Here is a 12,278-nt window from a genome sequence, read left to right on the forward strand (position 1 = left end):
AACCGCTTTCGCGAGCAGGCTCGCTCCCACAAAGGGGTTCCGTGTGGTCAGGGCTGATCACGCTCCGACATTGCTCCGACGTACATCTGTATTTTTCCTAGAAGAACCGCGCGTCATGGGCGCGCAGGTTCTCACTGCGTGAGATTGCGTTATGGATGGTATTTTCCTGCAGCAACTGGTCAATGGCCTGACCCTCGGGTCGGTCTATGGCCTGATCGCCATCGGCTACACAATGGTCTACGGCATCATCGGCATGATCAACTTCGCCCACGGCGAGGTTTACATGATTTCCGCTTACCTGGCGGCAATCAGTCTGGCTCTGCTGGCTTACTTCGGTATCGAATCCTTCCCGCTGCTGATGCTCGGCACGCTGATCTTCACCATCGTCGTCACGGCGGTGTATGGCTGGGTCATCGAGCGTGTTGCCTACAAACCCCTGCGTAACTCGACCCGCCTGGCGCCGCTGATCAGCGCTATCGGTATTTCGCTGATTCTGCAGAACTACGCACAGATCGCTCAGGGTGCCAAACAACAGGGCGTGCCTACGCTGCTGACCGGGGCCTGGCGTGTTGAAGTCGGCACCGGCTTCGTACAACTGACCTACACCAAAGTCTTCATCCTGATCGCCGCGTTCGTCGGCATGGGGCTGCTGACCTACGTCATCAAATACACCAAGCTCGGCCGCATGTGCCGTGCGACCCAGCAAGACCGCAAGATGGCCTCGATCCTGGGAATCAACACCGACCGGGTGATTTCCTATGTGTTCATCATCGGTGCAGCCATGGCCGCACTGGCCGGTGTGCTGATCACCATGAACTACGGCACGTTCGACTTCTATGCCGGCTTCATCATCGGCATCAAGGCGTTCACCGCAGCGGTTCTGGGCGGCATCGGTTCACTGCCCGGCGCTATGCTCGGCGGGATCATCCTCGGCATCTCCGAGTCGCTGTTCTCCGGTCTGGTCAACTCCGACTACAAAGACGTGTTCAGTTTCTCGCTGCTCGTCCTCGTACTGGTCTTCCGGCCGCAGGGCCTGTTGGGCCGTCCTCTTGTGTCGAAGGTGTAAGCGATGTCTGCAACCACTGAAAAATCCATCGATATCAAAAAAAGTCTGGTCGAGGCGATTCTTGCCGGCCTGATTGCGCTGATCGTGTTCGGGCCGATTGTCGGCGTGGTCCTCGACGGCTACAGCTTCAACCTCGAAGCGACCCGCGTGGCGTGGATCATTGCCATCGTCATGGCCGGTCGCTTTGCCCTCAGCCTGTTCCTGCAAACACCCAAGGGCCTGAAGATCCTCGACGGGTTCGAGAGCACCGGTTCCGGCGTGCACGTGCTTCCTGCAGATTACAAATCGCGGCTGCGCTGGATCATTCCGCTGATCATTGTGCTGGCGATCATCGTGCCGTTTGTTTCCAACTCCTACCTGCTCGGCGTGGTCATCCTCGGTTTGATCTACGTGCTGCTGGGGCTGGGGCTGAACATCGTGGTCGGTCTGGCCGGGCTGCTCGACCTTGGTTACGTGGCGTTCTACGCCATCGGTGCCTACGGTCTGGCGCTGGGTTACCAGTATCTCGGTCTGGGCTTCTGGACCGTGCTGCCGCTGGCGGCGATCACCGCAGGCCTGGCCGGTTGCATTCTCGGTTTCCCGGTGCTGCGTCTGCACGGTGACTATCTGGCGATCGTGACCCTGGGCTTCGGCGAAATCATCCGTCTGGTGCTGAACAACTGGCTGTCGCTGACTGGCGGCCCGAACGGCATGCCGGCGCCACTGCCGACGTTCTTCGGCCTGGAGTTCGGCAAGCGGGCGAAGGATGGCGGGGTGCCGTTTCATGAGTTCTTCGGTCTGACCTACAACCCCGACGTGAAGTATTACTTCATCTATGCAGTGCTGTTCCTGGTGGTGCTGGCGGTGCTGTACGTCAAGCATCGGCTGGTGAAGATGCCGGTGGGTCGCGCCTGGGAAGCCCTGCGTGAAGATGAAATCGCCTGCCGCTCGATGGGCCTCAACCATGTGCTGGTCAAACTCTCGGCGTTCACCATCGGTGCGTCGACGGCGGGTCTGGCCGGGGTGTTCTTCGCCACCTATCAAGGCTTCGTCAACCCGACCTCGTTTACCTTCTTCGAATCGGCGCTGATCCTCGCCATCGTCGTGCTCGGCGGCATGGGTTCGACCATCGGCGTGGTCATCGCCGCATTCGTGCTCACCGTTGCTCCGGAACTGCTGCGCGGCTTCGCTGAATACCGCGTGCTGCTGTTCGGCATCCTGATGGTGTTGATGATGATCTGGCGACCACGCGGGCTGATCCGCATCAGCCGCACCGGGGTCAAACCACGCAAAGGTGCCATTCACTACGAGAGGACTGCGCCATGAGTGAAGTCGTACTCTCTGTTGAAAAACTGATGATGCATTTCGGTGGCATCAAGGCGTTGAGCGATGTCAGCCTGAAGGTCAAACGCAATTCGATCTTCGCCCTGATCGGCCCTAACGGCGCCGGCAAGACCACGGTGTTCAACTGCCTGACCGGTTTCTACAAGGCCACGGGCGGCAAGATCGAACTCAATGTGCGCGGCCAGCAGACCAACGTCATCCAGTTGCTGGGCGAGTCGTTCAAACCGACCGATTTCGTTTCGCCGAAATCCTTCCTCAGCCGCATGTACTACAAAATGTTCGGCGGTACTCACCTGGTGAACCGTGCAGGTCTCGCCCGTACGTTCCAGAACATTCGCCTGTTCAAGGAAATGTCGGTGCTGGAAAACCTGCTGGTCGCGCAGCACATGTGGGTCAACCGCAACATGCTCGCCGGCATCCTCAACACCAAGGGCTATCGCAAGGCCGAGAGCGATGCGTTGGATGTCGCGTTCTACTGGCTGGAAGTGGTCGATCTGGTCGACTGCGCCAACCGTCTCGCCGGTGAACTCTCGTACGGCCAGCAACGTCGTCTGGAGATCGCTCGGGCCATGTGCACCCGCCCGCAGATCATCTGCCTCGACGAACCGGCCGCCGGCCTCAACCCTCAGGAAACCGAAGCGCTCAGCGCGATGATCCGGCTGCTGCGCGACGAGCACGATCTGACCGTGGTGCTGATTGAACACGACATGGGCATGGTCATGAGCATTTCCGATCACATCGTGGTTCTCGACCACGGCATCGTCATCGCCGAAGGCGGGCCGGAAGCGATCCGCAACGATCCGAAAGTGATCGCAGCCTACCTGGGCGCCGACGAAGAGGAGCTGGTATGAGCCAACCGATCCTCGAACTGCGCAATCTGGACGTGTTCTACGGCCCGATCCAGGCGCTCAAAGGCGTTTCTTTGCAGATCAACGAAGGCGAGACCGTCAGCCTGATCGGCTCCAACGGCGCCGGCAAGTCGACCTTGCTGATGTCGATCTTCGGCCAGCCGAGAGCGGCGGGTGGGCAGATTCTCTATCAGGGCGTCGACATCACGCAGAAGTCCTCGCACTACATCGCCTCCAACGGCATCGCGCAGTCACCGGAAGGGCGGCGGGTTTTCCCCGACATGACCGTCGAGGAAAACCTGCTGATGGGCACCATCCCGATTGGCGACAAGTACGCCAAAGAGGACATGCAGCGCATGTTCGAGCTGTTCCCACGGCTTGAGGAGCGACGCAATCAGCGGGCGATGACCATGTCCGGCGGTGAACAGCAGATGCTTGCCATCGCCCGTGCGCTGATGAGCCGGCCGAAGCTGTTGCTGCTGGATGAACCGAGCCTGGGTCTGGCGCCGATAGTGGTGAAGCAGATTTTCGCCACGCTGCGCGAGCTGGCGAAAACCGGGATGACGATTTTCCTCGTCGAGCAGAACGCCAACCATGCGCTGAAGCTGTCGGACCGGGCGTATGTGATGGTTAACGGTGAGATTCGCCTCACCGGCACCGGTAAAGAACTGTTGGTGAATGAGGAGGTGCGTAACGCCTATCTGGGCGGGCACTGATTTCTCACGGTTGTACACAGCCCCGGCGACGAGAGTCCCGGGGCTTTTTTATCCTTCAAACTCGCCATATGTCTGTGTAGGAGCTGCCGAAGGCTGCGATCTTTTGATCTTGAAAAACAATCAAAAGATCGCAGCCTTCGGCAGCTCCTACATGGAATCAAGGCATGACATCAAGCGGAATTCAGAATTGTGGAAAACAAATTCCCCAAGCTGCCAAAGCGCGACATATAGACGCTGCAAATGGCTGTTTTTCCACAGTTTTGAGTTGTCCCCGGTTACTGTGGAGCTGGCTGTGAATAACGTGGGTGTATCTGGCTGCAAGTCTTATAAAACGTGGCTTGCAGGGATGTGCTTATTTTTTGATCAGGCATTTTTGCTGAAGCGAGCGGCGTCGTTGTCAACCTTTTTCTGGGGCGTAGAGACTTGGCAATTCCGTGTGCGCAAGCCTGTGGATAAGTCTGTGACTAAACTCTGGAAAGACCTCGCGGAGCGCCGTAGTTGCTGGCCTCGCGCAATCACCCGGTTGTACCGTCCGTCGTGCAAAATGCCCTGTCCCGCACATCCCCCGCCTCACGGTCAAGCGAAAAACTTTCCATTTCGCCCGCAAAGCCTTGTGTGGCGCGGCTTTGCGCGTTTGCACTTGCCCCCGGAAACTGTGGAGCAGACTGTGGATAACATGCGTGCACATGGCTACAGGCCACGCTGGCTATGGTCTTGGCAGGTCTGGTTGATTTTTGTACAGCTGGCAGGTGTTGCCCGTATCAGCGAGGGCGGGCATGCTGCCTGCTGATTTTCTATTCCAAGGGCTGCCGTGGCGGCCGAAGCAAGGAGAACACGATGTCCGACACCCTGTTTATCACCGGCGCTACGTCCGGTTTTGGTGAAGCCTGTGCCCGGCGTTTTGCCGAGGCTGGCTGGAAACTGGTACTGACCGGCCGTCGTGAAGAACGCCTCAATGCCCTCTGCGCCGAACTGTCGAAGCAGACCGAAGTGCACGGTCTGGTTCTCGATGTGCGCGATCGCAAGGCGATGGAGGAGGCGATTGCCAACCTGCCGCCGTCGTTCGCCAAACTTCGTGGCCTGATCAACAACGCCGGCCTGGCGCTCGGCGTCGACCCGGCGCCCAAGTGTGACCTGGATGACTGGGACACCATGGTCGACACCAACGTCAAAGGCCTGATGTACGCCACCCGCCTGCTATTGCCACGGCTGATCGCCCACGGCCGCGGCGCCGGTATCATCAACCTCGGTTCCATCGCCGGCAACTATCCGTACCCCGGCAGCCACGTGTATGGCGCGACCAAAGCCTTCGTCAAACAGTTCTCGCTGAACCTGCGTTGCGACTTGCAAGGCACGGGCGTGCGGGTCAGCAACATCGAACCCGGCCTGTGTGAAAGCGAGTTCTCGCTGGTGCGTTTCGCCGGTGATCAGGAGCGCTACAACGCCACTTACGCTGGCGCCGAGCCGATCCAGCCACAGGACATCGCCGAGACGATTTTCTGGGTCATGAACACCCCGGCGCACATCAACATCAACAGCCTGGAGCTGATGCCGGTGAGCCAGACCTGGGCCGGGTTTGCCATCGAGCGTAACAAGGCTTGATACCGCGCTGAGGCCATTCGCGAGCAGGCTCGCTCCCACAGGAGAATGCATTTCAAACTGTGGGAGCGAGCCTGCTCGCGAAAAGGCCGGCACAGGCAAAACAGGACGATAAGCTAAACTCCGCACTCAACCAGCCCACTGCATTCGGCGGTGTGCAAGGTTTCATGAGGAGTTCAAGTGAGTAACCGAGGTGAGCAGGCACTGCTCAAACAATCGACGCTGTTGATGCTGGCGGTGTCGATTGCCGGGATCGTCACCGGTTTTGTTTCAGGTTCGCAATCCATCCTGTTCGATGGCTTTTTTTCGCTGATCGCGACGTTCATCAAAATCCTGATGCTGATCACTGCCCGGCTGATTGCCAAGCAAAGCAATCAGCGTTTCCAGTTCGGCTTCTGGCATCTGGAGCCGATGGTGTTGCTGATCGAGGGCAGCTTCCTGCTGTTGATCGCCATCTACGCTTTTCTCAACGGCGTGTTCGGCATCATCAATGGTGGCCGCGATATCGAGTTGGGTCTGGTGATCGTCTATGCGGCGGTGTTTACCGTTGTCGAGTTCGCCTACTTCTTCTACGTGCGCCGGCGTAATCGCACGCTCAAATCCAGCCTGATCCAGTTCGACAACATCAGCTGGCTGGTCGACGCGATGCTCTCGGTGGGCCTGTTGATCAGTTTCCTCGCCGCGCTGCTGCTCAAGTCCCAGGGCTATGGCGAGTGGGCGGTGTATGTCGACCCGCTGATCCTCATCGTGCTGGCGCTGACCATGCTGCCCCCGGCATTCAAGATCCTCGGCCCGGCGTTGCGTGATGTGCTGGGTATCGCCCCGGACACGCTGGATGACCAGGTCAGGCAGGTCATGGAGGTGGCGAAGGTCGAGCATGGTTTCGACGATTACGTGTCCTACGTGCAAAAGCACGGTCGGGCGCGGTTCATCGAAATTCATGTGGTGTTGCCGGCGGATTATCCGCTGCGCGATGTCGCGCAACTGGATGCTTTACGCGAGGAGATATCGGCGCAGCTGGGTGAACCGGATGCGGCGAGGTGGCTGACGATCAGCTTCACCGGGGACAAGAAGTGGATTGCCTGATGACCGCGTAACGGCATTCGCGAGCAGGCTCGCTCCCACAGGGGAATGCATTTCAAACTGTGGGAGCGAGCCTGCTCGCGAAAGCAATTGTTCGGTCAGCGAAGATATTCAGCCAAACCGTGATAGCAAGTCGCCAAATGATAAGGCGTGGTCGAAGGCATGTCCTTGCGGCTGACCTCTCCATTCTCATCGCGACACTCATGCCAACCGCCGGCATGCAGAAACCGCTGCTGCAACGCCTGCAACTGGCGCAGCACCACCGCTTCGCTGTCCGCGCGCAAGGTCAGCGCGCGCAGGTATTCGGCTTGAGCCCAGATCCGCTGGGTCGAATCCCTCGGCCGGCCATTGCTTTCCAGATCAAGCATCGCCCGTACCGCGCCGCAGGACTCCAGCACGCCGTACTGCTCGGTGAAGGCAAACGCCCGATCCAGCGCCCGGTGCAGTTTCGAGTCGCGCAACAGCGCCGACGATTCGAGCAGGAAATACCATTCGAACTGGTGCCCCGGCTCGTACCAGTTATCCACAGCACCCAGCGGCTTCTCCATCAACACGCCATATTGCGGATCGACGAATTGCTTGTGCATGGCTGTGCATAACTCAAGCAAGTCTTTCTGCGTTTGCGAGTCTTCGCGCACTCCCAAAGTGGCCAGAAAGGCTTCGGCCAAGTGCATCAGGGGATTTTGCAGTGGGCCGGTTTGCAGAGTGTTCCAGTCCCGCTCAAGGCAGGCTTCGTACAAACCGTCGCCGGTGGCGAATCGGCGGCCGATGATTTCCAGCGCGGCGTTGAGTGTCGACTCGGCCAGCGAATCCCGCGACTTGTCCCAGTAATGCGCGCAGGCGAACAGGATGAAGGCGTGGGTGTAGAGATCCTTGCGCTGGTCCAGCGGCTTGCCCTGGGCGTCGATGCTGTAGAACCAGCCGCCGTGCTCGGCATCATGGAAATGCCGTTGCAGGGAACGGAACAACGCGGCGGCGCGGACTTCGGCGTTATCCACAACCCCGATCAGGCTGGAGAACAGATACAGCTGCCGTGCGCAGGCCATCGCCCGATAGCGTTGCGCTGGCAGCGGTTGATGCGCGCCGTCCAGCGCCTCGTACGGCAGCGCCATGTCGGCATTCCAGCCCGGGCCTTGCCACAGCGGCACGATCACGTCGAGGAAGTGCTGCTGCACCTGGCCAAACAGGGCGGTCAATTCGGGCAGGGCGGTGGAGCGGGAAGCGTGGGGCATGGGCGGGCGTCACGGGCTGGGGCGATTGCGCGACATGGTAGCAGAGAGCACTGCTTGAGAGAGGCGGTGTCTGTCAGGCCGTCTTCGCGAGCAGGCTCACTCCCACAGTGGATTTGCAGCGAACAAAAAACCTGTGGGAGCGAGCCTGCTCGCGAAGAGGCCGGTTCAGGCAATAAAAAATCAGCCTGCGAGCAACCACACCCCAGTCGCCGCCGAAGCCGCACCCGCCAACCGCACCAGCGGTGCCGCTGCCTGCGGAAGAACCCGCACCACGCCATAGCCGAGCGCATGCAACACCGCTGTCGCCGCGACGAACCCGGCCGCATACGCCCACGGGCTGCTCATTTCCGGCAGCTCCAGCCCATGCGCCACGCCATGGAACAGCGCAAACAGCGCCGTCGCTGCCACCGCCATCACCAGCGGCGGACGTACCGCCAGTGCCACGGCCAGGCCCAGCGCCAATACCGAAGCAGCAATCCCGCTTTCCAGCGCCGGCAACTCCAGCCCTTCAAAACCGAACAGGCCGCCCAGCAGCATGGTGCCGACGAATGTGCACGGCAGCGCCCAGCGCGCCGCGCCTTGTTGCTGCGCCGCCCACAAACCGACGGCGAGCATTGCCAGCAAGTGATCGAGGCCGCCGATCGGATGGCTGATGCCGGCGATGAGGCCGCTGTCGCCATGCCCCGGGTGAGCGAAGGCCAGTGCCGGTGTCAGCAGCAACGCCAGAGCGCCAAGAATGCGTTTGAGTGTCATGGATAAGCTTCCTTGTTGATAAGTGAGTCAGGCGGCGGTCAGCAGGCCCTGGCGTTCGATGAAGGCGATGATTTCTTCGAGGCCCTGACCGGTTTTCTGGTTGCTGAACACGAACGGCTTGCCGTTGCGCATGCGTTTGGTGTCGCTGTCCATCATTCCCAGCGAAGCGCCCACCAGTGGCGCGAGGTCGATCTTGTTGATCACCAGCAGGTCGGACTTGCAGATCCCCGGGCCGCCCTTGCGTGGCAACTTGTCGCCGGCGGAAACGTCGATCACGTAGATGGTCAGGTCGGACAGCTCCGGGCTGAAGGTCGCCGAAAGGTTGTCGCCGCCGGACTCCACCAGAATCAGATCCAGCCCGGGAAAGCGCCGGTTCAGTTGATCGACCGCTTCAAGGTTGATCGAGGCGTCTTCGCGGATCGCCGTGTGCGGGCAGCCGCCGGTTTCCACGCCGATGATCCGCTCCGGCGCGAGGGCCTCGTTGCGCACCAGGAAATCAGCGTCTTCGCGGGTGTAGATATCGTTGGTGACCACGGCGAGGTTGTAGCGCTCGCGCAGAGCCAGGCACAGGGCCAGGGTCAACGCGGTCTTGCCGGAACCGACCGGGCCGCCGATGCCGACGCGCAGAGGTTGTGTATCCATTTCATTCTCCAAAAATAACCAGCCCTAAGAGCGGAAGAGGCGGCTGTACTGGCGCTCATGGGCCATGCACGCCAGGGACAGGCCAAACGCGGCGCTGCCGATGTGTTCGGGATCTATGCGGGTCGCATCGTGCTGCGCCTGTTGCAGCAGTGGCAGCAGTTCGCTGGTCAGGCGCTGGGCGGCTTGCTGGCCCAGCGGCAGGGTTTTCATCAATACGGCGAGCTGGTTTTCCAGCCAGCTCCACAGCCACGCGGCAAGAGCATCCTGCGCGCTGATGCCCCAGGCGCGTGCTGCCAGCGCCCAGCACAGGGCCAGATGCGGTTCTGTGGTCTGGTCAAGAAAGTCGCGGGCGGGCGCATCGAGTTCCGGCAAACCGTTCAACAACTGCTGCAAGGAGTAGCCCATCTGCCGGCTCTCCAGATGCAGCTCACGGGTTTCGCGACTGGCGCGGTGGCTCTCGCAGAGCTGCCGTAGCTCGGCCCAGTTTTCATCTGCTGCGGCCTGGCAATGCGCCAACAGCAGCGGCGCTTCGAAGCGGGCGAGATTGAGCAGCAGTTGATCGCTGATCCAGCGGCGGGCGGCGTCAGGGTTGTGGACCCGGCCGTTATCCACCGCCATTTCCAGACCCTGGGAATAGCTGTAGCCGCCAATCGGCAGTTGCGGACTGGCCAGACGCAGCAGCGCCCAGGCCGGATTCACAGGCGCACGCCGAACTGATGGAGTTTCGGCGCGTAGTTGAAGTCTTCATCGCCGTGGCGGGAGTGATGATGGCCGCCGCCGTAAGCGCCGTGTTCCGGCTGGAACGGCGCTTCGATGGCCTCGACCCGGGCGCCGAGTTGTTCGAGCATCGCCTTGAGCACGTAATCGTCGAGCAGGCGCAGCCAGCCATCACCGACTTGCAGGGCGACATGGCGGTTGCCCAGGTGATAGGCCGCGCGCGTCAGTTCGAACGCATTGGCGCAGGTGACATGGAGCAGTTGTTCGGGACGGGCGCAGACGCGCACGACACGGCCGTCTTCGGCCTGCAGGCATTCGCCGTCATACAGCGGTGGCTGGCCGCGCTCCAAAAACAACCCGACGTCTTCGCCTTCGGCACTGAAACAGCGCAAACGGCTTTTGCTGCGCGCTTCGAAGGTCAGGTGCAGCTCGGCGGCCCAGACGGGTTGAGGGTCGATTCTGCGATGAATCACCAGCATCGGAAAGCTTCCAGCAATGAACGTTGATTGGGCTAGAGCAAGCGCCGCGCCAATCGGGCGATCTGTAGGAAATAGCTGTCGGCGCGTGCCTGATCTTTCAACAGGCGCGGCGATTCTGGAAGGTTTTGGTGCATGAAGGATTTGTCATGCACCAAAGCGAGGCCATGGCGGATGTTCGATGTGGGAGCGAGCCTGCTCGCGAATGCGCCGTGTCAGACAAATGTATTCAGCTGATCCAGCGCTTTCGCGAGCAGGCTCGCTCCCACAGGGGGCTTTGCGCTGTGTCAGATAGAGAAGGGGATTACTCGGTACTGCCCAGCCCTTGCCAGTGCTTGAGGCCGATGAAGATGAAGCGCAGTTGCTGGGTGATCTTCGCCTGCGGGGTCAGATGCTCCGGCAAGGCTTCGGCGGGCGGGTCGATGATGTCGGGGAGGGTGGCGAACACCGATTTGACGATCAGGTCAGCCATCACGCTGAGGCCGGCCAGATCCAGATGTTGCAGCTTGGGCATCAGCGCCAGGTCCGCCGCGAGGTCGGCGCTGATGTTCTCCCGCAGGCGTCCGATCGCCTGGCGTACCGGCAGCGAGCCGCCGTATTGTTCGCGGGCGAGAAACAGGAATTGCGAGCGGTTGGCGTTGACCACATCAAGGAAGATGCGCACCGAAGCGTCGATGATGCCGCCCATGACGAATTCATTGTGGCGCACCAGGCGGATGGTCTCGCGGAAGGTCTGGCCGACTTCACTGACCAGCACCAGCCCCAACTCGTCCATATCGGCGAAGTGACGATAGAAACCGGTGGGCACGATGCCGGCGGTCTTGCTCACTTCGCGCAGGCTCAGGCTGCCGAATCCTCGGCCGCTTTCCATCAGGTGGCGGGCAGCGTCCATCAGGGCGTTGCGGGTCTGTTGTTTCTGTTCGGCGCGGGGCAGCATCGCAGGGTGTGTTCTTCGGCAGGACAAGCGCCGCACTCTAGCAAATCGGCTTTGTCGGCGTCGAACGGGTAGTGGTGCAGCGAGGGTTTTACACAAGCTGAAAAGTCAAAAGCCCAATCCGCTGATTGGGCTTTTTTGCCGGGCCGTCATGGGCTCAGCTCAATTTGCTGTTGCGTTCGATCACACGGTCACCACCGCCTTCAGCGAGGGCTTGACCCAGTGGGGTTTTATCGAAGCCGTCATCAGCCAGGGTCTGGCCCTGTGGAGTGCGCTCGGAACCGTCGGATGCCAGGGTCTGGCCTTGTGGCGTGCGGTCCGAACCATCGGAGGCGAGGATCTGGCCTTGTGGTGTGCGATCCGAACCGTCCTGAACCAGGCCTTTCTCTTCCAGGCGATTGCGACCGTTTTCAGCCAGGGCCTGGCCTTGTGGGGTGCGATCCGAGCCGTCCTGAACCAGGCCTTTTTCTTCGAGGCGATTGCGACCGTTTTCAGCCAGGGTCTGACCTTGTGGAGTGCGCTCGGAACCGTCGGAAGCTACGGTCTGGCTGAACACCGAGTGGCTGTCTTTGACTTGCGGAGTGGCCTGATCGGCAGCGGGCAGGGCGAAAGCAGTGCTGGCTAGCATCGACAGGGTAAGGCTGAGCAGTAATTGGCGTTTCATGATAGTGGCTCCTTGGGAGGGCGATAAAGTGGGTACGAGGGCAATGCTACTCTCGATAAGTCGATATAAAAGTTCATAAACGCAATGGTAATAATCAACAGAATTGATTGTTCCGCGCGAAGGCTCTAGATCGGGCCTTTGCGGGCGACGGTTTTGCACTGTCGTGGGTATTTTCGACTCACTCGCGCCTCGTAAAAGTGCGGGTCCCGGTAACACTGCTCGACC

At 60.4% G+C, this 12,278-nt stretch carries 13 protein-coding genes; 6 read left to right on the forward strand and 7 right to left on the reverse strand.

Features of this window, described 5'->3' with window-relative positions; genetic code table 11:
• Positions 1–151: 151 nt before the first annotated feature.
• The 6 genes from PspCFBP13508_RS23735 (at position 152) to PspCFBP13508_RS23765 (ending at position 6,638) form a co-directional block, all read left to right on the forward strand.
• A complete protein-coding gene (locus PspCFBP13508_RS23735) occupies positions 152–1,066 on the forward strand; it encodes a branched-chain amino acid ABC transporter permease (RefSeq protein ID WP_016771918.1) in 915 nt (304 codons plus the stop codon).
• Between the two features lie 3 nt (positions 1,067–1,069).
• Positions 1,070–2,371, forward strand: coding sequence for a high-affinity branched-chain amino acid ABC transporter permease LivM (livM, locus tag PspCFBP13508_RS23740; protein ID WP_024011385.1), 1,302 nt, complete (start codon positions 1,070–1,072; stop codon positions 2,369–2,371).
• On the forward strand, positions 2,368–3,240 hold the full coding sequence (locus PspCFBP13508_RS23745; RefSeq protein ID WP_016771916.1) for an ATP-binding cassette domain-containing protein: 873 nt from the start codon (positions 2,368–2,370) through the stop codon (positions 3,238–3,240). Before livM ends, PspCFBP13508_RS23745 begins: the two co-directional genes overlap by 4 nt.
• Positions 3,237–3,953: an ABC transporter ATP-binding protein gene (locus PspCFBP13508_RS23750; protein WP_016771915.1), complete on the forward strand. Its 717-nt coding sequence runs from the start codon at positions 3,237–3,239 to the stop codon at positions 3,951–3,953. Before PspCFBP13508_RS23745 ends, PspCFBP13508_RS23750 begins: the two co-directional genes overlap by 4 nt.
• An 837-nt stretch (positions 3,954–4,790) precedes the next feature.
• On the forward strand, positions 4,791–5,555 hold the full coding sequence (locus PspCFBP13508_RS23760; protein WP_137215851.1) for an SDR family oxidoreductase: 765 nt from the start codon (positions 4,791–4,793) through the stop codon (positions 5,553–5,555).
• Positions 5,556–5,732: 177 nt separating this feature from the next.
• Positions 5,733–6,638 carry a cation diffusion facilitator family transporter gene (locus PspCFBP13508_RS23765; protein WP_137215852.1) on the forward strand — a complete coding sequence of 302 codons (906 nt, stop codon included), beginning with the start codon at positions 5,733–5,735 and terminating at the stop codon, positions 6,636–6,638.
• Positions 6,639–6,733: 95 nt separating this feature from the next.
• Here PspCFBP13508_RS23765 and PspCFBP13508_RS23770 read toward each other — a convergent pair whose 3' ends face one another.
• From PspCFBP13508_RS23770 to PspCFBP13508_RS23800, 7 genes are all read right to left on the reverse strand, one after another.
• Positions 6,734–7,867, reverse strand: coding sequence for an AGE family epimerase/isomerase (locus tag PspCFBP13508_RS23770; protein ID WP_137215853.1), 1,134 nt, complete (start codon positions 7,865–7,867; stop codon positions 6,734–6,736).
• Between the two features lie 180 nt (positions 7,868–8,047).
• Positions 8,048–8,620: a HupE/UreJ family protein gene (locus PspCFBP13508_RS23775; RefSeq protein WP_130910621.1), complete on the reverse strand. Its 573-nt coding sequence runs from the start codon at positions 8,618–8,620 to the stop codon at positions 8,048–8,050.
• A gap of 27 nt (positions 8,621–8,647) precedes the next feature.
• Positions 8,648–9,262, reverse strand: coding sequence for an urease accessory protein UreG (ureG, locus tag PspCFBP13508_RS23780; protein WP_137215854.1), 615 nt, complete (start codon positions 9,260–9,262; stop codon positions 8,648–8,650).
• Positions 9,263–9,286: 24 nt separating this feature from the next.
• Positions 9,287–9,961: an urease accessory protein UreF gene (locus PspCFBP13508_RS23785; protein ID WP_137215855.1), complete on the reverse strand. Its 675-nt coding sequence runs from the start codon at positions 9,959–9,961 to the stop codon at positions 9,287–9,289.
• A complete protein-coding gene (gene ureE / locus PspCFBP13508_RS23790) occupies positions 9,958–10,458 on the reverse strand; it encodes an urease accessory protein UreE (RefSeq protein WP_016771908.1) in 501 nt (166 codons plus the stop codon). Before ureE ends, PspCFBP13508_RS23785 begins: the two co-directional genes overlap by 4 nt.
• Before the next feature lie 301 nt (positions 10,459–10,759).
• Positions 10,760–11,392: a TetR family transcriptional regulator gene (locus tag PspCFBP13508_RS23795; RefSeq protein ID WP_016771906.1), complete on the reverse strand. Its 633-nt coding sequence runs from the start codon at positions 11,390–11,392 to the stop codon at positions 10,760–10,762.
• Positions 11,393–11,546: 154 nt separating this feature from the next.
• Positions 11,547–12,053, reverse strand: a complete 507-nt coding sequence (locus PspCFBP13508_RS23800; protein ID WP_137215856.1) for a hypothetical protein — start codon at positions 12,051–12,053, stop codon at positions 11,547–11,549.
• Positions 12,054–12,278: the final 225 nt, after the last annotated feature.

The organism is Pseudomonas sp. CFBP13508 (assembly GCF_005233515.1).
Classification (GTDB): Bacteria; Pseudomonadota; Gammaproteobacteria; order Pseudomonadales; family Pseudomonadaceae; genus Aquipseudomonas; species Aquipseudomonas mercuritolerans.